Here is a 21,158-nt window from a genome sequence, read left to right as displayed (position 1 = left end):
CGGCTGTCCGCTCAGAGCGCTGCGCCGAGGCGCGCGATGCCCTCCCGGATCTTCTCGACGTTGGCCGTGGCGAAGCTCAGGCGCAGTGTCGCAACGTCCGGCTTCTCGGCGAAGAAAGGCGCGCCGGGCACGAAGGCCACGAGCTTCTCGATGGCGCGCTTCGCGAACACATTGGCGTCGGCCACCTTGCCGTTCGCGCCGGTCAGGCGCGCCCAGAAGAACAGACCGCCGCCCGGCTGCGTGAAGGTGATGGCATCGCCCAGCTCTTTCTGCAGCGCTGCACCCATGGCCTGCGCACGTTCGGCGTAGACCTTGCGCACATTGGCCAGCGTGGCCGGCATGCGGCCGCTCTTGAGGTACTGCGCCGCCGTCGCCTGGGCGAAGGTGCTGGTGTGCGCATCGCTGAACTGCTTGCACATGGTTGCCTTCGCAAGCAGCTCTGCCGGGCCGATCATCCAACCGATACGCAGACCGGGGCTCAGCACCTTGCTCAGGCTGCCGCAGTGCACGACGAGTTCGCGGCTGCCAGGCACATCCCGGGTCAACGACATGATCGACGGCGGCGGCGGCTGGTCGAAGTAGAGGTCGCCGTAGGGATCGTCTTCCACGATCAGGGTCTGGTGCTTCACCGCCATCTCGAGCACCTTCTTTCGCCGCTCCAGGCTCAGCATGGCGCCGCTCGGGTTGCCGAAGGTCGGGATGAGGTAGACGAACTTCGGCTTGTGCTCGGCGATCAGTTTCTCGAGTTCGTCCGTGCGTACGCCGTCGGCGTCGATCGGCGCGCTGATGAGTTGCGCACCGTACAGCCGGAAGCACTGGATGGTCGCGAGAAACGTCGGGCCTTCGACGATCACCTTGTCGCCGGGCGAGATGAGCGTCTTGCCGAGCAGGTCCAGCGCCTGCTGGCTGCCGGTGGTGACGATGAGGCCGCTGGGGTCGACGTCGACGCCCTTGGTCTTCATGAAGGCGCTGAGTTGCGTGCGCAGCGGCTCGTAGCCTTCGGTCGCACCGTACTGCAGTGCACCGCCGGCCTCTTCCGCCAGCGCCTTGGCACTGGCTTCCTTCAGTCCTTCGACGTCGAACATCGCGCTGTCCGGAAAGCCGCCTGCAAAGCTGATGATGCCGGGCGTGCCGAGCAGCTTGAAGAGTTCGCGGATGGCGGAGGTTTCGACGTTGTCGAGGCGGGAGGCGAATTGCATAGGAACTTTCTGTCGGAGAGTTGCAGCCCTCCATTGTCGCAGCCGACGGCGGTGGCCGTAGGCCTCCCCGGTGCCACCGGACACCGGCCTAAACTCCCGGCCACGATGAAAAAATCAGCAATCGAGTCGTTCTTTGCCACGCTGCAGGCTGCCAACCCGACGCCCGAAACCGAACTCGAATACAGCACGCCCTTCGAACTCCTCGCCGCCGTCCTGCTGTCTGCGCAGGCCACCGACGTCGGCGTCAACAAGGCCACGCGCAAGCTGTTTCCGGTCGCGAACACGCCGCAGGCGATCCTGGGCCTCGGCGTCGAAGGTCTGGAAAGCTACATCAAGACCATCGGTCTCTACCGCAGCAAGGCCAAGCACCTGATCGAGGCGTGCCGCATGCTGGTCGAGCAGCACGGCGGCGAGGTGCCCAGGACACGCGCCGAACTCGAAGCCCTGCCGGGCGTCGGCCGGAAGACCGCCAACGTGGTGCTCAACGTTGCCTTCGGCGACCCAACGATGGCGGTCGACACGCACATCTTCCGAGTCGGCAACCGCACCGGCCTGGCACCGGGCAAGACGCCGCTGGAGGTCGAACTGAAGCTCGAGAAGCGCGTGCCCGAGGCCTACCGGTTGCATGCGCACCATTGGCTGATCGTGCACGGGCGCTACGTCTGCGTGGCACGCAAGCCCCTGTGCTACCAGTGCGCGGTCGCGCCCTATTGCGACTACAAGCCCAAGACGCCGGCACCCTGATCAACTAGGCTTCGATCGTCACGCATTCGCCGAACGCGATCGGCTGCGCCGGCCACTGGTCGCCCCGCTCCACTGAACGCACGCCATCGCGCAGCAGCCAGACGGCGCGGATCACGCCTGCGTGCGTGACCCAGATCGCGTCGCGTCCGCCGGCGCGCCATTCGTCGAAGGCCTCGCCGACCCGCTGCATGAACTGGCGCGTGCTTTCGCCGCTGCCGCCGGCGCGCGTGTCGGCGAAATCGCGGGTCCAGGCTTCGAACTCGGCGCGATCGATCGACGACCATGGCCGCTCTTCCCACGCGCCGAGATCCATCTCGGCGATGCGCGGGTCCGGGCGGGCGCGAAGGTCAGGCCGCAGCGCGGAGATGGCTTGCGCGAGGTCGGCACACCGCGCCAGGGGGGAACAAGCCATCTCGACACCATGGGGCAACACCGGCACCACGCGCTCGGCCGCGGCAAGAGTCAGCTCGGGAAGCACGGGAACATCGGTGCGGCCATAGCACTGCCCTTCTGCCGCAGTGGTCTGCGCGTGCCGAACGAGCAAGAGCTTCATACGTGCCACGCGAGCGCGAGATAGATCGCGAGTTCGCAGACCTGTTGCGTCGCACCCAGCCCGTCTCCGGTGAAGCCCTGGAGGCGGCGCATGAAGAGCCGCGCCATGCACGACGCCGCCAGCGCGCATAGCAGGACGGCCGCCAATCCGTGCCACGCGCCGTGCGACCACACAAGCAGCACGGCCGCGGGAATCGACCACGCGACGCCGACCATCAATGCGCCATTGCCGATCGCATCGGCCAAGGGCTTGGACTTGCTCGCGGCGTTCTCATCGCCGACATAGGGCAACCAGCGGATCAGAAACAGCGGCGCGAGCCGCGAAAGCACATGGGCGCTCACGAGCGCCAGCGCCGCGGCAGGTGCGCCCTGCCCGATCAACGCTGCCAACAACGCGACCTTCAGACCCAGCGCCAACACCAGTGCCATCGCACCGAAAGCACCGATCCGCGAGTCTTTCATGATCTCGAGCGCGCGCGCGCGGTCGGCCGACCCGCCGAGGCCATCCGCGACGTCGGCCAGTCCATCTTCATGGAAGCAACCCGTCATCCACACGGTCGCAATGGTCGACAGCATTGCCGCCGCCAGCGCGCCGGCGAGACCCGGGAGCCCGGCTTGCGCGAGCCACAATACGCCCGCACCCACCGCGCCGACGAGCCAACCCACGCCGGGAAAATGCGCAGCGCTGGCGCGCAGCATCGCGGGACTGAAGCCCACCCAGCCAGCCAGCGGGCCCGTGACCGGGACGCGCGTGAAGAACTGCAGCGCCAGCAGGAAGTGGCGCACACCGTTCATGGCTTGTCCTGCTTCGACACGCCTGCCGATTCGAAGCTGGCCATCTCGCCCAGGATGCGGCACGCCGATTCGAGCAGCGGCCAGGCAAGCGCGGCGCCGGAGCCCTCGCCAAGCCGCAGGTCGAGTTGCAACAAGGGTGCAAGCCCCAGGAAGTTCAGCAACAGGCGATGCCCGGGCTCGACCGATTCGTGCGCGGCGATGCAGCGCTGCACGACCTGCGGCCGCAGGGCCTGCGCGACGAGCACCGCGGCACTGGCGATGAATCCATCGAGCACGATCACGCGGCGCTCGTGAGCCGCCTGAAGCACCACGCCGACCAGCGTGGCAATCTCGAAGCCGCCCAGGGCGGCCAGCGCGTCGAGCGGCGCCGTGGCGTCGGCGTGCCGTTCGAGCACTTGGCGCAGCACCTTGCGCTTGTGGGCACGGCCGGTCGAGTCCAGCCCGGTTCCCGCGCCCGTGCAGGCATCGATGTCCTGCCCGGCGATACGTGCCAGCAGCATCGACGCGGCGGACGAATTGCCGATGCCCATTTCGCCGAGCAACACGGCATTGCCCGGCAGGCCGCGCAAGAGGGTCATGCCATTGGCAATGGCTGTCCGGCACTGGTCTGCCGTCATGGCCGGTTCGACAGAAGCGTCCGCCGTGCCGGCTGCCACCTTGCGAATCAGCAGGCCGCCGCGCGGCGCGAAGTCATGGCACACGCCGCAATCGACCACCGTCAATGCCAGGCCGTGCTGGCGTGCCAGTACGCTCACGGCCGCACCGCCGGCGAGGAAGTTCTCGACCATCTGCCAGGTCACATCGCTCGGATAGGCCGACACGCCGCGCGCAGCCAGTCCATGGTCGGCTGCGCAGACAACCATCTGCGGTGCCTTGAGCAATGGCGAGTCGGTGCCGAGGATGGCGCCCAGCCGCAGGGCCAGTGCCTCCAGTCGACCCAGCGCGCCGACCGGCTTGGTCTTGCCATCGAGCAGGTGTTGCAGGCGCGCCGAAAGGGCCGCGTCGTCGAGGTCGGGGACCGAGGGGATTTCCAATGTCATTCGATCAGTGAGCGCAGCACGCCCGGTTCAAAGTGAGAGTCGATGTGGTCGGCCAGTCCGTCGAACACGGCGTCCAGCGTGCGTGCAGCGACGCCGAAGAGTGCGTGCAGCACGGCAGGGTCTTCGAAGAGACCATGAAGGTAGAGCCCGAGGACGTTGCCCGCGTTGTTCTGCCAGGCCAGTTCATCGGGCATCACGGCGGTAGCCCGGTCACCGGCTGCTGCCATCGCGGCATGCTCCGCAGTCTGGCCATGGTGGATTTCGTAGCCGTGCACATTGACGCCCGACAGCGCGGCCCAGGGCCCCGTGAGCGACAGGAAGGCGGCCTCCCGGTGACGCACCGTCTTGTCCGCTGCGAACACGGTCACCAGCGGAAGGAGCCCGAGCCCCGGCCCATTGCCGTCGACGCCGTGCGGGTCGATCAGCGCTTCGCCCAGCATCTGCAGACCGCCGCAGATACCGAGCACCATGCCGCCACGCGATGCGTGCGCAGCCACGGCGCGGTCCAGCCCTTGCGCGCGCATCCACGCCAGGTCGCTGCTGGTGTGCTTCGAGCCCGGCAGGATGATCCAGTCCGCGCCAGCGACGTCAGCCGGACTGCGCGCCCAGCGCAGGCGAAGACCCGCAATGTTCTTCAGCGGCTGGAATTCGTCGAGGTTGCTGATGCGCGGATAGGCGACGACCGCGACGGTTCGCGTGACTTCGCCGCTCGACACGCTGCGATCGTCGAAAACGCCATCCTCCTCCGGCAAGCCGTGCTGCCACCACATCGGCAGGGTCGCGACGGTGGGCACGCCGGTCAGTTCCTGCAGTTGCTGCGGTGCCGGCGCCAGCAGCGCCGCGTCGCCTCGGAACTTGTTGAGCACGAAGCCGGAGAGCATGTCCCGATCTGCCGCCGGCATCAGTGCCCAGGTGCCGTAGAGATGGGCGAAGGCGCCGCCCCGGTCGATGTCGGTGACCAGCAGGCAGCGCGCGCCAGCGTGCCGTGCGACACGAAGGTTGACGATGTCGCTCGCCATCAGGTTGATCTCGGCCGGCGAGCCTGCGCCCTCGATCACCACCACATCGTTGTCGTCGCAAAGTTCGTCGAGCGCCTGGGCAATCCGGGGCCATACCCTCTCGCTGCGTCCACGCCAGGGCAGTTCCGACAGTTCGTTGCTCACCTGCCCCATCAGGATCACCTGGCTGTGGGTGTCGCGTTCGGGCTTGAGGAGCAAGGGATTCATGCGTACGTCAGGCGCGGCCCGTGCGGCCAGCGCCTGGAAATACTGCGCGCTGCCGATTTCACCGCCCGCGACGACGCGTGCGTTGTTGCTCATGTTCTGCGCCTTGAACGGAGCGACGCGGAGACCCTGCCGCGCATACCAGCGGCACAGCGCGGTAGCCAGCCAGCTCTTGCCGGCGCCACTGGTGGTGCCAAGGACCATGACGCAGCGGGCTCGGCCGCGTACCACATTGGGATTCATGAGTGCGATTGTCCTTTACGTGAAGTTCGTCACGCTTCGGGACGCGGCCTTCAATGAGGTCAAAACTATTCATTCGATTCGCCCGTAGCTTCAAGACTTGTTCAGAAAGGGAGCCCCGGCGAATGCCAGCTTTACGAGATATCGCGCTCACGGTGGAGGAGCGTGGACAGAATCAATTCTTCTGGGTCCTCCTGGAGGCCTTCAACAGCGACGCCGTCGAAACGATCCACTATCAGCGGATACATACCGCGTCCGTGGCGCAGACCAGCTATTCCAGCGCCCTGGTGATGGGCGCGAATGCGCTGCGCAGGCTGGTCGACTCGAATTCGACGCGGCTCGACACCGGCTTCTAGCGACAAAAAAAAGCCGCCCGGCGACGGCTCGCCGGGCGGCTTTCTCTGTCTCAGCGTCAGTTGCCGGCTTTTTGCGAATAGACCTTTTCGCCAGCCAGCCAGGTTTCAAGCACCTTCGTCTTCCACAGGTCGGCCGGCTTGATCTTGAACGGGTCCTGGTCGACCACGATGAAGTCGGCCCACTTGCCGGGTTCGAGCGACCCGATGACCTTTTCCTGGTGCTGCGCATACGCCGCGTCGAGCGTGAAGGCACGGAATGCCTGCGGCAGCGTCATCGCTTCTTCAGGATGCCAGCCCTCGATCGGCTTGCCTTCATGGTCGGTACGCGTCACGGCGGCATGCAGGCCGAAGAAGGGGTTGGCAGACTCCACCGGGAAGTCCGACCCGCCGGCGATCACGGTGCCCTGCTTCAGGATCGTGCGCCATGCGTAGGCGCCTTTGATGCGCTCCTTGCCAACGCGGTCTTCCGCCATGTTCATGTCGCTCGTGGCATGCGTGGGCTGCATCGAGGCGATCAGGCCCAGGGTCTTGAAGCGCGGGATGTCCGACAGCGCGACCACTTGCGCGTGCTCGATGCGGTTGCGCTGCTCGATGCCGCCACCGTCCTTGTACGAGGCCTCGAAGGCATTCAGGATCTGGCGGTTGGCCGCATCGCCGATGGCGTGCACGTTGACCTGGTAGCCGGCCTTGAACGCGGTCTTCATCTTGGCCTGGACCGTGGCATCGTCCATGAACAGCAGGCCCTTGTTGCTGTGGTCGTCCGAATAGGGTTCGAGCAGCGCCGCACCGCGGCTGCCCAGCGCGCCGTCGGCATAGAGCTTGACTGCACGCAGGTTGAAGCGGTCGTCCGCGTAGCCCTTCAGCGGGCCGTTGGCGGACAGCACCTTGAAGTCGTCGGCCACGTCGCCGATCATGGCGTAGACACGGGTCGTGAGCTTCTTCTGGTCGGCGAACTCGCGGTAGATCTTCACCTCGTTGGCTGTCACGCCGGCATCGCCGACGCCCGTGAGACCCAGCGAGCCGAAGTGGCGCAGTGCGGAGTCGAGCGCGATGCGGCGTTCATCGTCCGAGTACGGAGGCATCACCTTCACGAGCAGGGCCTGCGCCTTGTCGACCAGCACGCCGCTCGGGTTGCCGTTGGCGTCGCGTTCGATGCGGCCGCCGGCGGGATCGGGCGTGTCGCGCGTGATACCGGCAAGTTGCAGCGCCTTGGTGTTGGCCCAGGTCGCATGGCCGTCCACACGGCGGAGCGTCGCGGGGCGATCGGCGATGGCGGCATCGAGTTCGGCAGCAGTCGGGAAGCGGCCGAGCTTCCAGATCACCTGGTTCCAGCCCTGGCCCATGATCCACTGGCGCACCGGGTTGGCTTCGGCGTAGGCCTTGATGCGGGCTTGCGCTTCCTGCAGCGACTGGGTGCCCGTGACCGCGACTTCGCTCGTGCGGAAGCCGATGCGGAACACGTGGCCGTGCGCATCGATCAGGCCCGGCAGCAAGGTCTTGCCCTGGCCGTCGACTCGGCGGGCGTCAGGGTACTGCTTGGCCAACTCGGCCGCATCGCCGACGCCGAGCACCTTGCCCTGGTCGAAGACCAGGCCGGTAAAAGACGTCAGCTTGTCCTGGCTGAAGGTGTAGCCCTGCACGTGGTCCACCAGCGTCGGCGCGGCCTGGGCCGAACCGGCCGCGAGGGCCGCGGCGGCAGCGAGCGCCGCCAGGGGTTGCAAGAGGTATTTTTTCATTGGAGTTCTCCTTGGTTATTGGATTTGCGAACCGGGCGTTGTCGGTCGCGGGAAATACATGTCGGCATAGGCCACGATGCGGGTCTTTCGGACCACGCGATAGCCCAGCCACATCGCCAGAAAGATCGGAATGCCGATGTAGGTCGCCAGCACGGCGATCCAGTCGATGCGCCCGCCCATGAAGGCTGCGTAGTTCTGTCCCAGCGTCACGATCAGGCACAGCCCGAATGCGAACAGGGGACCGTACGGAAAGAACGGCGAGCGGTACGGCAGCATCGCCAGGTCAAGGCCCTGCGCCATGAAGCCCTTGCGAAACCGGTAGTGGCTGATGGCAATGCCCAGCCAGGCGATGAAGCCCGTCATGCCCGAGAGGTTGAGCAGCCACAGGTAGACGCTCTGGCTTTCGAACAGCGAGGTCAGGAAGCACAGCGCGCCCACGAGAGCCGTCGCCAGCAAGGCATAGAGCGGCACGCCGCTGCGGGTCAGTCGCGAGAAGCAGCGCGGGGCGCGCCCGTCGACGGCGAGGTTGAAGAGCATCCGGGTCGACGCATACATGCCCGAATTGCCCGCCGACAATACGGCCGACAGGATCACCGCATTCATCACGCTCGCCGCGAAGGCCATGCCCGCACGCTGGAACACCAGCGTGAAAGGGCTCACGCTGACGGCGCCGATATCGGTCTTGATCAGGTTCGGGTCGGTGTACGGGATCAGGATGCCGATGACCAGGATGGCCAGCACGTAGAACAGCAGGATGCGCCAGAACACCTGCCGCATTGCTCGCGGGATGGTCCGGCCAGGATCCTTGGATTCGCCTGCAGCCACGCCGATCAGCTCGGTCCCCTGGAAGGAGAAGCCCGCGATCATCGCGACACCGATCATGGCCGGCAGCCCGCCCACGAAGGGCGCGTCGCCCACGGTGAAATTCGAGAGCCCCGGGGAGCGCTCGCCGTTCATGATGCCGAAGATCATCAGCGTGCCGATCGCGATGAAGGCCACGACCGCCACGACCTTGATCAACGCGAACCAGAATTCCGCCTCGCCGAAGCCGCGCACGGAGATCGCGTTGAGCAGGAACATCACCGAGAGAAACAGCGCGCTCCACATCACGCCCGACGTGCCCGGAAACCAGTACTGCATGACCAGCTGGGCAGCGGCCAGTTCGACGGCGATCGTGACCGCCCAGTTGTACCAATAGTTCCACCCCAGCGCGAAGCCGAAGCCTTCGTCCACATAGAGCGCGCCGTAGGTGGCGAACGACCCGGAGACCGGCATGTAGGCCGCGAGTTCGCCGAGGCTGGTCATGAGGAAGAACACCATCGCGCCGATGAGCAGATAAGCCATCAGCGCCCCACCCGGTCCCGCCTGCGACACGCTGGCGCCCGATGCGACGAACAACCCCGTGCCGATCGACCCGCCGATCGCGATCATCGTCAGGTGCCGCGCACCCAAGGCCCGCTGCAACTTTGGCGCGGCGTTTTTGTCAAGGGAATCGGAGGTCGCCGGCGCTGATGTCGTTTGCATACGCAATTTTCTGTTTGATGCTCCGGACACCGATGGCATCAAACCCGACGATCAGCGCGAAAGCGCCGGGAGTCTATCAGGCCGCCCGAAGCCGATTTCGGGCGGCCGCGCACATACCTCTTATTCCAAACTGATCAGCCGAGTGGCCGCGACCTGCGCCTTGCCCGTCGCGCCGTCGGCCACCGGCGCGGTGTCCCAGCTTCCGCCGATCGCACGGATCAGGCCGACCGTCGACTGGTATTGAGCCGACCTCACCTGCAGCGCCTGACGACGGTTCTGCAGCTCCTGCCGGCGGGCGTCGAGCAGGTCCAGTTGGCTGACCAGCCCGTTGCGGTAGCGCGAATCGGACAAGGTCGTCGCCCTGCTGGCCGATGCCACCGCTTTCGCCTGCACGCCCGATTGCTGTTCGAGGATGCGCAGCGACGAGAGCTGGTCCTCCACCTCCTTGAACGCAACGAGAACTTGCGACCGGTAGTTCGCCAATGCTCCGTCGAGTTGCGCCGAAGCGTTCTGCACACCCGCCTCGCGGCGTCCGCCATCGAAGATCGGCAGCGCGAGCAACGCACCGATGCCCCACGAGCGTGCAGACCACTTGACGAGATCGCCGATGTCCGACGATGCATAGCCGCCGCCCGCCGTCAATGCGATGTCGGGAAACCAGGCCGCCTGCGCAACGCCGACGCGCGCCTGCGCCGCCAGCACCGCCTTCTGGGCGGCCGAGATGTCCGGCCGACGCGTGAGCACCGTCGCCGGCACACCCGCCGGGATCGTGGGCAAGGCGGTCGACCATTCGTCCGTGCCCACACCGAAGTCCGACGCCACATCGCCCGCGAGCACGGCCAGTGCGTGTTCCAGTTCGGCACGGCGCCGGTCCAGCGTCAACGCATCGGATTCGGTGGATGCGACTTCGGTCTCCACGCGCGCCACGTCGAGTTCTGCCACGTCCCCTGCCCGCTGACGGCTCTGCGTGAGCTTGAGCGTGTCGCGGTAGGCCTCGACTGTGTCCCTCACCAGCGCACGCTCGGCATCGAGTGCTCGCAAGGCGAGATAGGTCTGCGCCACCTCGGCCTCGACCAGCAGGCGTGTGCTCTGCAGCAGTCCGTCGCGGGACTCGGCATCGAGCCGTGCCGCATCGCTGGCGCGAGACAGCTTGCCGAAGAGATCCAGCTCATACGAGAGTTCGAGTCCGGCCGTGAACAGCGACGACGGCCTGGGCGTGAGATTGCGGTCCAGGCCGGCACTGCGCACGCCGCCCGCGACGGCATTGACCTGCGGTGAGCGATCCGCATCGGCATTGCGCGCCAACGCCCGGGCCTCGGCAAGCCGTGCCGCCGCGGCCTGGATGCTGGTGTTGCGGGCATCGGCACTCGCGACCAGCTTGTCGAGAAGCGGATCGTTGAACGCGCGCCACCATTCGCCGCGCGGCTGCGCTTCGGCAGGTTGGGCACGCGTCCATGCACCTTCCGGCGCGGCTGCGGGCTGCTCCTTGAATTGCGCGGGCGGCGTGAACGCGGGAAGCTCCGCCGGCGCCGTCGCGCAGCCTGCGAGGACCAACGCTGCCAGCAAAGGCACCAGCGCAGCGTGCCACCGCAACGTCCGGGATGGAGATATCTGATTCATGATGAACTTTCTTGAGGTTCTGGAAGCGGGCCGAAGCCCCTACTCGATCGCCCTGAGAGGCGCCGCCGGCGATGGGCGCAGCGGCCCGCCTCCGGCAGCACCGGCTGGTGGTGTCGCCACGGGTTGATCCGCGGACACGAAGGCGTCGCCATGCGGCACTTCGCCATGCAGCTTGAGCGGACGATTGCCGGTCATGCGACGCAACAGCACGTAGAACACCGGCGTGAGGAACAGGCCGAAGGCCGTCACGCCGATCATTCCGGAGAACACCGCGATGCCCATCGCCTTGCGCATCTCGGCGCCTGCGCCGGTGGAAAGCACCAGCGGCAACACACCCATCACGAAGGCCATCGAGGTCATCAGGATCGGACGCAGCCGCAGCCGGCTCGCCTCGATGGCCGCCTGGATCGGCGTTCGACCGGCGAACTCCAGCTCGCGCGCGAACTCCACGATCAGGATCGCGTTCTTCGCCGACAACCCCACCAACACCATCAGACCGATCTGCGTGAAGACGTTGTTGTCGCCGTGGGACAGCCACACGCCCGTCATCGCGGCCAGCAATCCCATCGGCACGATCAGGATGATCGCAACCGGCAAGGTCAGGCTCTCGTACTGCGCGGCCAGCACCAGGAACACCAGAAGGATGGCGAGCGGGAACACCCACAGCGCCGAGTTGCCAGCCAGGATTTCCTGGTAGGTCAACTCCGTCCATTCGAAGCTGATGCCCTTGGGCAGTGTTTCGGCGGCAATGCGCTCGATCGCGTCTTGCGCCTGGCCCGACGAGAAGCCCGGCGCCGGGCCGCCGTTGATGTCGGCCGAGAGGAAGCCGTTGTAGCGCATCGCACGCTCCGGCCCATAGCTGGGCTGGATGTTCATCAGCGCGGACAGAGGCACCATCTCGCCGCTGGCTGAACGCACCTTGAGCAAGCCGACATCCTCGGCGCGCGCACGGTACGGCGCGTCGGCCTGCACGCGAACGCTGTACGTGCGGCCGAAGCGGTTGAAGTCGTTCGCGTAGAGGCTGCCGAGGTAGATCTGCATGGTGTCGAACACGTCCGTCACCGACACGCCGAGCTGGCGGGCCTTGGTGCGGTCGATGTCGGCATAGAGCTGCGGCACGTTGACCTGCCAGCTCGTGAACATGCCTGCGAGTTCCGGCGTCTGGTAGGCCTTGGCCATGAACGCCTTGACTGCGCTGTCCATCGCCGCGTAGCCGAGCGAGCCGCGGTCTTCGAGCTGCAGCTTGAAGCCGCCCGTCGTTCCGAGACCCTGCACCGGCGGCGGCGGGAAGATCGCGATGAAGGCATCCTGGATCTGGCTGAACTGCCCGTTGAGCTGGCCCGCGATCGCTCCTGCGCTGAGGTTCGCCGCTTTGCGTTCGTCGAAGTCCTTCAGGCTCACGAAGACGATGCCGGAGTTCGAGCTGTTGGTGAAGCCGTTGATCGACAGGCCCGGGAAAGTGATCGCGTGTTCGACGCCCGGCTGCTTCATGACGATTTCGTTCATGCGGCGGGTCACCTCTTCCGTGCGGTCGAGCGTGGCGCCGTCGGGCAGTTGCGCAAAGCCGATCAGGTACTGCTTGTCCTGCGCCGGGACGAAGCCGCCGGGCACCGCCTTGAAGAGCCCGAAGGTCACGGCCACCAGCGCGAGGTAGATCACCATCATCAGTGCCTTGCGCGAGATGGCACCTTTCACACCGGCGCTATAGCCCTCCGCACCGCGATGAAAGACGCGGTTGAAGCCGCGGAAGAATCCGCCGAACACGCGGTCCATTCCGCGCGTCAGCGCATCCTTGGGCGCGTCATGGCTGCGCAGCAGCAATGCGGCGAGCGCTGGCGACAAGGTCAGCGAGTTGACGGCCGAGATCACGGTCGAGATCGCGATCGTCAATGCGAACTGCTTGTAGAACTGCCCGGTGAGGCCGCTGATGAAAGCGAGCGGCACGAACACCGCCACCAGCACCAGCGCAATCGCGATGATGGGCCCCGACACTTCGCGCATCGCGCGGTAGGTCGCCTGGCGCGGACTCAGGCCAGCCTCGATGTTGCGCTCGACGTTCTCGACCACCACGATCGCGTCGTCCACCACGATGCCGATCGCGAGAACCAGTCCGAAGAGGCTCAGCGCGTTGATCGAGAAGCCGAAAAGATGCATCACCGCGAAGGTGCCGATCACCGAGATGGGAACCGCGAGCAGCGGGATGATCGATGCGCGCCAGGTCTGCAGAAACAGGATCACGACCAGCACGACGAGCGCGATCGCTTCGAGCAACGTGTGCACCACGGATTCGATCGAGGCACGCACGAACTGCGTCGGGTCGTAGACGATGCTGTAGTCGACGCCGTCAGGCATGTTCTTCTTCAGTTCGGCCATGGTGGCGCGAACGTCGTTCGAGATCTGGATCGCATTGGAGCCCGGCGCCGCGAAGATCGGCACCGCCACCGCGTCCTTGTTGTCGAGCAGCGAGCGCAGCGCATAGCTCGATGCGCCGAGTTCGAGCCGCGCCACGTCGCGCAGCCGCGTCACGGCGCCGTCGCCACCGGTCTTGACGATGATGTCGCCGAACTCTTCCTCGGTCTGCAGGCGGCCCTGGGCATTGATCGAGATCTGCATGTCGACGCCCTGCAGGCCGGGCGATGCGCCGACCACGCCGGCGGCTGCCTGCACGTTCTGTTCGCGGATGGCGCGCACCACGTCGCTCGCGGAGAGGCCGCGCTGCGCGACCTTCTGCGGATCGAGCCAGACACGCATCGAGTAGTCGCCCGAGCCGAACAACTGCACGTCGCCCACGCCCTGCACGCGCGCCAGCCGGTCCTTGACATTGAGCACCGCGTAGTTGCGCAGGTAGGTCATGTCGTAGCGGCCGTTGGGCGAGAGCAGGTGAACCACCATCGTGAGATCGGGTGAACTCTTGATGGTCGTGATGCCGAGGCGGCGGACTTCCTCGGGCAGGCGCGGCTCGGCTTGAGAAACGCGGTTCTGCACCAACTGCTGCGCCTTGTCGGGATCGGTGCCGAGCTTGAAGGTCACGGTCAGCGTGAGCAGCCCGTCGGTCGTCGCCTGGCTGCTCATGTAGAGCATGCCTTCGACGCCGTTGATCGACTCCTCCAGCGGCGTGGCCACCGTCTCGGCAATCACCTTCGGATTGGCGCCGGGATAGTTGGCGCGCACCACGACCGAGGGCGGCACCACCTCGGGGTACTCGGAGATCGGCAGCCCGCGCAGCGCGATCAGCCCCGCGATCAGCATCAGCAGCGAGAGCACGCCGGCAAAGATCGGCCGGTCGATGAAGAACTTGGATAGATTCATGATGATTCTCCGGAAGCCCTGCGATCAGGACTTCGCGTCAGCCACGTGTTGAGCCGGTGGCTGGACTTCGGCCTTGGCGTCCATGGTCACTGTCTGCGGCGCCACGAGGGCACCCGGGCGGATGTGCTGCAGGCCATTGACGACCACCCGTTCGCCGGCCTTCAGGCCTCTGGTCACGACGCGCAGGCCATTGACCGGCGCGCCCAGCGACACCTCGCGGTACTCGGCCTTGTTGTACTCGCCGACGACCATCACGAACTTCTTGTTCTGGTCGGTGCCCACGGCGCGTTCGTTGACCAGCAGCGCCGTGTCGTTGCGCGCCTGGCCCATGCGAATGCGCGCGAACTGGCCGGGAATCAACGCCCCGTCCTTGTTGTCGAAGGCTGCGCGCACGCGCACGGTGCCGCTCTTGGCGTCGACCTGGTTGTCGATCAGCTGCAGGCGGCCTTCGTAGGGCGTGCCGTCGATGCCGGCGGTGCCCATCTGCACGGGGATGCCCTCGATGCGCGTGCGTGCGCTCGCACCGCCGGGCAGGTCCTTCAGTGCCCGGACGACGATCTGCTCGTCGGCATCGAAGCTGGCGTAGATCGGGCTGACGGACACCAGGGTCGTCAGCACCGGCGCACCGGGGCCGGCCGCAACCAGGTTGCCGACTGTCACCTCAAGCTTGCCGATGCGGCCGGCGACCGGCGCGCGCACTTGCGTGTAGCCCAGGTTCAGGCGCGCGCTCTGCAGCGAGGCCTGCGCCGCACGCAGGTTGGCTTCGGCTTCGCGGCCTGCATTGGTGCGTTCATCCAGTTCGCGCTGGGCGATCGCCTTTTCATCCCAGAGGCGGCGCGCGCGTTCGTGCTCACTGCGGGTGAAGGACACCCTGGCCTGGGCCGAGGCCACCTGTGCCTCGGCGCGCTCCACTTCAGCGGCGTAGGGCGCGGGGTCGATGGTGATCAGGAGCTCGCCCTGCTTCACCAGGGTGCCCTCGCGAAAGTGGACGGCTTGCACTGCACCTGCCACGCGCGACCGCACATCGACCCGTTCGACGGCTTCGAGGCGACCCGAGAACTCGTCCCAGGTATTGACTTCGGTCGCGGCCACGGTGGCAACCGAGACGGGCGTGGCGCGCGGCGCCGACACGGCCGGTGCGTCGTTGGCTTCGGCGTTGAAGCTGTGGAAGCCCAGAGCCGCAGAGACGATCGCCACCAGTGCAGTGACACCGGTCACCGCAGGCCAGAGGCCGCGGCGGGCCGAGGAGGAAAGCTTGGGATTCGTCATGATGAAACGTCCTTTTGGTAACTCTTGGGATGCAAAACGCCCTCCCGCGCAGATGGCGCAGGACAGCGGGAAAACGGAAATCAGGTGGGAGCGCGTCGCCGGGGCACTACGGATTTGCGGTCGCGCAGGCGAAAGCTTTCCCCGCACGGCGGTCGTGCCGCCATGCAGTTCGAGGTGCATTCACCTCACCTTCGGGGTGATCCCGCGCGACGGGATCCTTCAGTGCACGGGGCGCCGTGCTTCGCCGCTCAGTGAGGCGGCGGTGCCGCGCTGAAGAACTCGCGGAAGTGCTTCTGTACGACCGCCTCGCAGGCCGCACAACCAGAATCGTCCGGCCGGTAGAGCGCTTCGGGCCAGTTCGAAGCGCCGGGCAGCACGCTGCTGGTGACCGCGATGCCGGCATCGCTCAGCCGTTTGGCGAAGTTCAGCGCCTCGTCGCGCATCGGGTCATCCTTGCCGACAAGCACGAGCGTTCGCGCCAGTTCGGCCAGACGAAGCGACCCGCCGGGCACAGCGTACGGGTGCGTGGCATTCATCGGCCGGCTGAGGTATTCCTGCCAGCCCGACGCCCACTTGCACTGCACGGCATCACCCTTGGCCTGTCGCAGCGAAGGCGTGCCTGCGCACGGATCGAGCATCGGCGACAGCAGGATCTGCCCCGCCAGTGGCGGATGGGCCCTGTCGCGCGCCATCAGTGCCACCGCGGCCGCGAGGTTGCCGCCGGCCTCCTCGCCGGCCAGGAACAACTGGGCGCCCCTGCCCGCCAGCTTCATGCGCTGCTTGAAAACCCATTCGAGCGCCGCAAAGCCGACTTCGATGGGCTCCGGAAACGGTGCTTTCGGCGCCAGCGGATAGTCCAGCGAGACGACCACCGCCCCCGCACCGGCAAGCAACCGGGCCACGTTGCGGCCATTGTCCAGGTCGCCACACACGAAGGTGCCGCCATGGAAGTGCAGCACCAGCGGTGACGTGGTGCCCCGTACTCGCTCGCCGTACAGGCGTGCCAGCACTGGCTCCCGGTCGGGCAGGTCGATGCGGATGTCGGTTTCGGCCCCCCGCGCGGGAGCCGCGGAGGCTTCAGCAGTTGGCAGGGTTGGACGGGTGGGCATGGACGACCTCGGTGGCAGAACGATGGCTTGAATATAAGACGTCGCCGATATGCTTCAACAAGACCACGGACCTCACTCTGTTTCCAATCGGCTAACAATCGCCTCAAGGGGCCGTGTGAGAATTCCGCTCCCCCCGGCCCCGTGCCACCCCAGGAGCAGCATAGATGGATCAGATCCAGGCCATGCGGATTTTTGTCCGCGTCGTCGAAGCAGGCACATTCACTCGCGCCGCCGATTCGCTCGGCCTGCCGAAGGGCACGGTCACCAAGCAGATCCAGGCACTCGAGTCGCGCCTGCACGTGAAGTTGCTCAACCGCACCACGCGCCGAGTCACGGTCACGCCTGACGGGGCGGCGTACTTCGAGCGCACCGCGCGCCTGTTGAACGACTTCGACGACATCGAGGCCAGCATGACCAATGCGCAGGCCAATCCCACGGGCCGGTTGCGCATCGACGTGGGGTCGTCGATGGCGAGGCTGGTCATCCTCCCTGCCCTGTCGACCTTCTGCGATCGCTACCCCGACATCCAGGTCGATGTGGGCGTGAGCGACCGCGCGGTCGACCTGATCACAGACAACGTCGACTGCGTGATCCGTGGCGGCGAGCTGGCCGATCAGTCGCTGGTGGCTCGCCGGATCGGCAATCTGCCCTGGATGACCGTGGCGTCGCCGGCCTACCTCAAGCGCTACGGTGCACCGCAGCATCCGACGGACATCGAGAAGCGCCACCTGGTGGTGAGCTTCTTCTCGGGCAGCACGCGCCGCGTGTACCCGCATGAATTCCATCGCGGCGACGAACAGTTCGAGATCGCCGGACCCTATCGCGTAGCGGTCAACGACAGCAACGCCCACATGACCGCAGTGCTGGGTGGTTTCGGCCTGTCGCAGGTGATTACTTATATGGCGGAGCCCTACATCGCCAGCGGCGAGCTCATCGAGATCCTGCCGGACTGGAAGCGGCCGCCCCTGCCCGTGCACGTCGTGTATCCGCCCAACCGCCATCTGAGCGCCAAGGTCCGGGCGTTCGTCGACTGGGCAGCGGACCTGTTCGCGAAGCACCCGCAATTGCAGCGGATCTGACGGCGCGCGGGCCTTGGCCGTGCTCTTCGACACGTTTGACATCCGTCCGCGCCCAAGCGCAATATGCAACGTACGTAGTTCGATTGGAGAGTTCGATGAACATGAAACTTCAGTTGCGCACGGCCGTGGCCGTGACATGCATGGCGCTGGCGATGGCGGCTGCACCGGTCCGCGCGGCCGACGTCCAGATGGTCACCGGCGAGCAATGGACGCAATCGAGCGACGCCGTCAAGAAGGCGTACCTCGTCGGCCTTGCCAACATGGTCCAGGTCCAGACCGCCTATCACGGGGCCAATCCGCCCACCGATGCGCAGAGCTTCATCCCGCGCCTCGCCAAGGGCATGCAGGGCCAGACGCTGGACGGCGTGCGCGAAAACCTCGACCGCTGGTACGCAGCCAACCCCACCAAGCTCAAGCGGCCGGTGCTCGACATCATCTGGTTTGAAATGGCCGTTCCCGGCCTGAAGAAGTGACGGAGCCAACGATGAAACGACTTGCATCGACGCTGACGGTTGCGGCCTTGGCGCTCCTGGCCGCCTGCACGGACATGACCCCGCGGCAGCAGGGGACGATGAGCGGCGCCGGCATGGGGGCCTTGGGTGGCGCTGGCATCGCGGCCATCGCCGGGGGCGACGCGTGGACCGGTGCCGCGATCGGCGGCATCGCCGGCGGTATCGCCGGAAACATCAAGGGTGGCCGGCAACAGCAGTCCGGCTGGTGACCGGATCAGGGTCGCGACGCGATCCATGCCCGTTGCAGCGCGGCCTGGCTGGCGGGCGGCAGCACCCCCAACCTCACATGCCCGGGAATGCCGAACGAAGCTGTATCGCGCAGCTTGATGCCCTCCGCCCTGAGCTCGGAGACGCGTGCCCCTGAATACGGCAAGTCCGGTTTCGCGCAAAAGTAGTTCGCGACGCTGGACTCACACACCCATCCGAGCGATTCGCACATCGCGCGTTGCTCCGCCTTCCAGGCCTTGAGCTTGACCCGGCTCTTGCCAAGCCATTTCTGAGCGCTCTCGCCGGTCCACGATTCGAGCAGGGCAACGCCATGCGCGCCCAAGGGCCAGGAAGGTGCCAGACGTTCGAGGCGACTCGCCATGTCCGGGGCATCGAGCGGCGCAATGGCGTAGGCGGCGCGGATACCCGTGAGGCCGAGGGCCTTGTTGGGGGTCCAGAGCTGCCAGATGCGGTCCAGTTGGTCTCGCCCCAAAGCCAATGCCCCTTGCAGGCGCAGCGGCTCGTAGGCCAGGTCCACCACGCACGTCGCCTCAGCGCGCAACTGCGTCACCACATCCGCGCGTTCACCCGGCTGGCCGAGCGGGCTGGACGGATCGCAGCACCACACCAGATCCGCAGCACTCACCTCGGGCTCCGGCTCGAAGCGCCATGCGCTTGCGGCGCGCAGGTAGTCGCCGTAGCAATGCCGGGGCACCCAGACGCGCCGGCTGTCGCCCTGCGCCACGGCCGCCGTGATGCGGCCGATGAACTCGCTGGCGCTCGCGGCGATCACGATTCGCCGGACGTCGACCTGGTGAAAACTAGCGAGCCGTTCACGCAAAGTGGTGTAGAGCGGATCGGGGTAGCGTCCGACGTCCACGCGTTCGAGTGCCAGCCGCGTCGCGGGGCGAGGACCGCAGGCATTGGCATTGGTGGAGAAATCGTGCGGCGCTGCACCTTGGGCATCGGTGCCGCCATGCAGAGACTCGAAGATGTGGGATGAAGTCATCGCGATCCCCATGCCATGGAGCCGAGCGCAAGTGTGGCGCAAAGCGCGGCCGCTATGACCATTCGATTCCCCAATGCCACTGCGCGCAGTGTGTCCGGCGTGGACGGCGGGCGTCCCGCCGGATTCAATGCGTAGACACCCGGCTTTGCGAGCCGCACGCCCAGCGACAGGGCCATCGCGGCCATCGGCCAACCGCTGTTGGGGGACGGGGTTTTTCGCGCCTCCGAACGGACCTCACGCGCTCCCTTTCTCGTGCAGGAGAAGAAAGAGCAGCCCAGAAGCAGCAGCGCCGTGAGACGGGCCGGAAGCCAGGAGAGCACGTCGTCGGCCCGCGCAGCCCATTTGCCGGCCCACTCCCACACTCGGCCCTCACGTTCGCCGCGATAGCCCCACATCGCATCGGCCGTATTGGCGAAGCGATACACCGCTGCGCCCGGCAGTCCGACGAGCACGAACCAGAAGACCGGCGCAACCAGCGAATCGTTGAGGTTCTCGGCCAGCGATTCGATGGCGCTCTCGCGAACCTCGCTGGCGCTCAACTTGCTGACGTCGCGGCTGACAAGCCTTGCGAGTTGCGCGCGGCCGGCGTCAAGCGAATGGCCGAGCGCATTTTCGACCGCGAGCACTTCATCGCGCAGCATGCGCCAGGCCAGCAACGGCTTGAGCGCGATGCCTGTCAACAAGGCAGCAGCCCACTCGGGCAGGTGCCGTAGACCGGCGGCCAGGCTCCAGGCCACGATCATCACCACGATGGCACCCGCACACCAGGCGACAGTGCCAGCGGTAAAACGAGAGAGATCACGGGTCGCGCCGGCGACCGGGGGCGGCGCGATGCGTCGGCCGGCCCATCCCAGGTAGCGGCCGAACCACACGACGGGATGCCATCGTGCGACAGGTTCGCCCCACCAATGGTCGAGGGCCAGGGCGAGCCAGAGGGCTGCGATGGACGCCAAGGCTGGCGAGCCCCCAACCCAGCTCCAGTCCTCTCCCGCAGGGGGAAAGAGCCATGGGGAGACTGCCAGGGTGATCACCAGAAAGGCCGGCAGCGTCTAGTCTTCGATGCCGCGTTGGGCGGGGACACCCGCCTTGAAGGCGTGCTTGATCATCTGCATCTCGGTGACCGTGTCCGCCAGTTCGATGATTTCGGGCGGGCAGCGGCGTCCCGTCAGCACGACGTGCATTTCCCTCGGCCGCGCGCGTAGCGTTTCCAGCACGGCTTCGAGGGGCAGCCACCCGTAGATCAACGGATAGGTGATCTCGTCCAGCACGACGAGGAAATACTCACCGGACAGGATCGACGCCTTGGCCTTCTCCCAGCCATCGCGGGCCAGTTGCGCCGAATGCTCCAGGTCCTGGCTCTTCCAGCTGAAGCCATCGCCCAGGCCTTCGATGGGGATGCCGATCTGCTCGAATATCCGGTGCTCGCCGAAGCGTGCCGTCGGCACCTTCATGAACTGGTAGATCTTCACGGCCTTGCCCCGGCCGTGCGCGCGCAGCGCAAGCCCGAAGGCCGCCGTGCTCTTGCCCTTGCCGTCGCCCGTGTTCACGATGACGACGCCTCGGCGTTCGCCTTCGGGCTTCTCGTAGGGCTTCTCGCTCGGTGGATTTTCGATTTGCATGAGTGAAGTGAGTGAT

The 21,158-nt window shown here is 66.4% G+C and carries 19 protein-coding genes; 5 read left to right on the top strand and 14 right to left on the bottom strand.

Annotated features, from left to right (window positions below; translation table 11 throughout):
- Positions 1-11 precede the first annotated feature (11 nt).
- Complete coding sequence (locus QTH90_RS01140; RefSeq protein WP_286662710.1) at positions 12-1,199, bottom strand: aminotransferase-like domain-containing protein; 1,188 nt, start codon at positions 1,197-1,199, stop codon at positions 12-14.
- A 105-nt stretch (positions 1,200-1,304) separates the two neighbouring features.
- On the opposite strand from QTH90_RS01140, the gene nth reads away from it, so the two are divergent.
- Positions 1,305-1,943 carry an endonuclease III gene (gene nth, locus QTH90_RS01135; RefSeq protein ID WP_286662709.1) on the top strand — a complete coding sequence of 213 codons (639 nt, stop codon included), beginning with the start codon at positions 1,305-1,307 and terminating at the stop codon, positions 1,941-1,943.
- Positions 1,944-1,947: 4 nt separating this feature from the next.
- Here nth and QTH90_RS01130 read toward each other — a convergent pair whose 3' ends face one another.
- The 4 genes from QTH90_RS01130 to QTH90_RS01115 are packed head-to-tail and all read right to left on the bottom strand — an operon-like array spanning position 1,948 to position 5,796.
- The gene (locus QTH90_RS01130) at positions 1,948-2,496 is read right to left on the bottom strand and encodes a histidine phosphatase family protein (RefSeq protein ID WP_286662708.1); all 549 of its coding nucleotides are present in this window, start codon (positions 2,494-2,496) and stop codon (positions 1,948-1,950) included.
- Positions 2,493-3,290: an adenosylcobinamide-GDP ribazoletransferase gene (locus tag QTH90_RS01125; RefSeq protein ID WP_286662707.1), complete on the bottom strand. Its 798-nt coding sequence runs from the start codon at positions 3,288-3,290 to the stop codon at positions 2,493-2,495. The genes QTH90_RS01130 and QTH90_RS01125 overlap by 4 nt, the downstream gene beginning before the upstream one ends.
- Positions 3,287-4,330 carry a nicotinate-nucleotide--dimethylbenzimidazole phosphoribosyltransferase gene (cobT, locus tag QTH90_RS01120; RefSeq protein ID WP_286662706.1) on the bottom strand — a complete coding sequence of 348 codons (1,044 nt, stop codon included), beginning with the start codon at positions 4,328-4,330 and terminating at the stop codon, positions 3,287-3,289. Before cobT ends, QTH90_RS01125 begins: the two co-directional genes overlap by 4 nt.
- Positions 4,327-5,796, bottom strand: coding sequence for a cobyric acid synthase (locus tag QTH90_RS01115; RefSeq protein WP_286662705.1), 1,470 nt, complete (start codon positions 5,794-5,796; stop codon positions 4,327-4,329). Before QTH90_RS01115 ends, cobT begins: the two co-directional genes overlap by 4 nt.
- A 122-nt stretch (positions 5,797-5,918) precedes the next feature.
- Between QTH90_RS01115 and QTH90_RS01110 the strand changes: the two genes are divergently transcribed.
- Complete coding sequence (locus tag QTH90_RS01110; protein WP_286662704.1) at positions 5,919-6,149, top strand: hypothetical protein; 231 nt, start codon at positions 5,919-5,921, stop codon at positions 6,147-6,149.
- 56 nt (positions 6,150-6,205) lie between these two features.
- Here the strand turns inward: QTH90_RS01110 and QTH90_RS01105 are convergent, their stop codons facing one another.
- From QTH90_RS01105 to QTH90_RS01080, 6 genes are all read right to left on the bottom strand, one after another.
- Positions 6,206-7,885: an amidohydrolase gene (locus QTH90_RS01105; protein ID WP_286662703.1), complete on the bottom strand. Its 1,680-nt coding sequence runs from the start codon at positions 7,883-7,885 to the stop codon at positions 6,206-6,208.
- A 15-nt stretch (positions 7,886-7,900) separates the two neighbouring features.
- Positions 7,901-9,409: an amino acid permease gene (locus tag QTH90_RS01100; RefSeq protein ID WP_286662702.1), complete on the bottom strand. Its 1,509-nt coding sequence runs from the start codon at positions 9,407-9,409 to the stop codon at positions 7,901-7,903.
- A 120-nt stretch (positions 9,410-9,529) separates the two neighbouring features.
- Positions 9,530-11,029: an efflux transporter outer membrane subunit gene (locus tag QTH90_RS01095; RefSeq protein WP_286662701.1), complete on the bottom strand. Its 1,500-nt coding sequence runs from the start codon at positions 11,027-11,029 to the stop codon at positions 9,530-9,532.
- Between the two features lie 39 nt (positions 11,030-11,068).
- Positions 11,069-14,338, bottom strand: a complete 3,270-nt coding sequence (locus tag QTH90_RS01090; RefSeq protein ID WP_286662700.1) for an efflux RND transporter permease subunit — start codon at positions 14,336-14,338, stop codon at positions 11,069-11,071.
- Positions 14,339-14,362: 24 nt separating this feature from the next.
- Positions 14,363-15,607, bottom strand: coding sequence for an efflux RND transporter periplasmic adaptor subunit (locus QTH90_RS01085; protein WP_286662699.1), 1,245 nt, complete (start codon positions 15,605-15,607; stop codon positions 14,363-14,365).
- A gap of 248 nt (positions 15,608-15,855) precedes the next feature.
- A complete protein-coding gene (locus QTH90_RS01080) occupies positions 15,856-16,716 on the bottom strand; it encodes an alpha/beta hydrolase (RefSeq protein WP_286662698.1) in 861 nt (286 codons plus the stop codon).
- A 164-nt stretch (positions 16,717-16,880) separates the two neighbouring features.
- Here QTH90_RS01080 and QTH90_RS01075 point away from each other — a divergent pair, with 164 nt between their 5' ends.
- The 3 genes from QTH90_RS01075 (at position 16,881) to QTH90_RS01065 (ending at position 18,516) form a co-directional block, all read left to right on the top strand.
- Positions 16,881-17,795, top strand: coding sequence for a LysR family transcriptional regulator (locus QTH90_RS01075; protein WP_286566495.1), 915 nt, complete (start codon positions 16,881-16,883; stop codon positions 17,793-17,795).
- A 95-nt stretch (positions 17,796-17,890) separates the two neighbouring features.
- Positions 17,891-18,268 (top strand): hypothetical protein, encoded by a 378-nt coding sequence (locus QTH90_RS01070; protein ID WP_286662697.1) that lies wholly within the window; start codon positions 17,891-17,893, stop codon positions 18,266-18,268.
- Positions 18,269-18,279: 11 nt separating this feature from the next.
- Positions 18,280-18,516: a YMGG-like glycine zipper-containing protein gene (locus QTH90_RS01065; protein WP_286662696.1), complete on the top strand. Its 237-nt coding sequence runs from the start codon at positions 18,280-18,282 to the stop codon at positions 18,514-18,516.
- 5 nt (positions 18,517-18,521) lie between these two features.
- On the opposite strand, the gene QTH90_RS01060 is transcribed toward QTH90_RS01065, so the two are convergent.
- The 3 genes from QTH90_RS01060 to cobO all read right to left on the bottom strand — a co-directional run bounded on the left by QTH90_RS01060 (position 18,522) and on the right by cobO (position 21,142).
- Positions 18,522-19,523 carry an aminotransferase class I/II-fold pyridoxal phosphate-dependent enzyme gene (locus QTH90_RS01060; protein ID WP_286662695.1) on the bottom strand — a complete coding sequence of 334 codons (1,002 nt, stop codon included), beginning with the start codon at positions 19,521-19,523 and terminating at the stop codon, positions 18,522-18,524.
- A complete protein-coding gene (gene cbiB, locus QTH90_RS01055) occupies positions 19,520-20,476 on the bottom strand; it encodes an adenosylcobinamide-phosphate synthase CbiB (RefSeq protein ID WP_286664436.1) in 957 nt (318 codons plus the stop codon). Before cbiB ends, QTH90_RS01060 begins: the two co-directional genes overlap by 4 nt.
- A 96-nt stretch (positions 20,477-20,572) precedes the next feature.
- Positions 20,573-21,142, bottom strand: coding sequence for a cob(I)yrinic acid a,c-diamide adenosyltransferase (gene cobO / locus QTH90_RS01050; protein ID WP_286662694.1), 570 nt, complete (start codon positions 21,140-21,142; stop codon positions 20,573-20,575).
- Positions 21,143-21,158: the final 16 nt, after the last annotated feature.

It is taken from the genome of Variovorax flavidus (assembly GCF_030317145.1).
Classification (GTDB): domain Bacteria; phylum Pseudomonadota; class Gammaproteobacteria; order Burkholderiales; family Burkholderiaceae_C; genus Variovorax; species Variovorax flavidus.
This window is presented reverse-complemented; position numbering and strand designations above follow the sequence as displayed.

What these genes read in the sequence shown, in the direction of transcription:
- QTH90_RS01060 (WP_286662695.1), bottom strand. Translation starts at nt 19,523, where the DNA reads ATGACTTCATCCCACATCTTCGAGTCTCTGCATGGCGGCACCGATGCC.
- QTH90_RS01075 (WP_286566495.1), top strand. Translation starts at nt 16,881, where the DNA reads ATGGATCAGATCCAGGCCATGCGGATTTTTGTCCGCGTCGTCGAAGCA.
- nth (WP_286662709.1), top strand. Translation starts at nt 1,305, where the DNA reads ATGAAAAAATCAGCAATCGAGTCGTTCTTTGCCACGCTGCAGGCTGCC.
- QTH90_RS01115 (WP_286662705.1), bottom strand. Translation starts at nt 5,796, where the DNA reads ATGAATCCCAATGTGGTACGCGGCCGAGCCCGCTGCGTCATGGTCCTT.
- QTH90_RS01125 (WP_286662707.1), bottom strand. Translation starts at nt 3,290, where the DNA reads ATGAACGGTGTGCGCCACTTCCTGCTGGCGCTGCAGTTCTTCACGCGC.
- QTH90_RS01105 (WP_286662703.1), bottom strand. Translation starts at nt 7,885, where the DNA reads ATGAAAAAATACCTCTTGCAACCCCTGGCGGCGCTCGCTGCCGCCGCG.
- QTH90_RS01100 (WP_286662702.1), bottom strand. Translation starts at nt 9,409, where the DNA reads ATGCAAACGACATCAGCGCCGGCGACCTCCGATTCCCTTGACAAAAAC.
- QTH90_RS01065 (WP_286662696.1), top strand. Translation starts at nt 18,280, where the DNA reads ATGAAACGACTTGCATCGACGCTGACGGTTGCGGCCTTGGCGCTCCTG.
- QTH90_RS01130 (WP_286662708.1), bottom strand. Translation starts at nt 2,496, where the DNA reads ATGAAGCTCTTGCTCGTTCGGCACGCGCAGACCACTGCGGCAGAAGGG.
- QTH90_RS01095 (WP_286662701.1), bottom strand. Translation starts at nt 11,029, where the DNA reads ATGAATCAGATATCTCCATCCCGGACGTTGCGGTGGCACGCTGCGCTG.
- QTH90_RS01090 (WP_286662700.1), bottom strand. Translation starts at nt 14,338, where the DNA reads ATGAATCTATCCAAGTTCTTCATCGACCGGCCGATCTTTGCCGGCGTG.
- QTH90_RS01110 (WP_286662704.1), top strand. Translation starts at nt 5,919, where the DNA reads ATGCCAGCTTTACGAGATATCGCGCTCACGGTGGAGGAGCGTGGACAG.
- QTH90_RS01085 (WP_286662699.1), bottom strand. Translation starts at nt 15,607, where the DNA reads ATGACGAATCCCAAGCTTTCCTCCTCGGCCCGCCGCGGCCTCTGGCCT.
- QTH90_RS01080 (WP_286662698.1), bottom strand. Translation starts at nt 16,716, where the DNA reads ATGCCCACCCGTCCAACCCTGCCAACTGCTGAAGCCTCCGCGGCTCCC.
- cobO (WP_286662694.1), bottom strand. Translation starts at nt 21,142, where the DNA reads ATGCAAATCGAAAATCCACCGAGCGAGAAGCCCTACGAGAAGCCCGAA.
- QTH90_RS01140 (WP_286662710.1), bottom strand. Translation starts at nt 1,199, where the DNA reads ATGCAATTCGCCTCCCGCCTCGACAACGTCGAAACCTCCGCCATCCGC.
- QTH90_RS01070 (WP_286662697.1), top strand. Translation starts at nt 17,891, where the DNA reads ATGAACATGAAACTTCAGTTGCGCACGGCCGTGGCCGTGACATGCATG.
- cobT (WP_286662706.1), bottom strand. Translation starts at nt 4,330, where the DNA reads ATGACATTGGAAATCCCCTCGGTCCCCGACCTCGACGACGCGGCCCTT.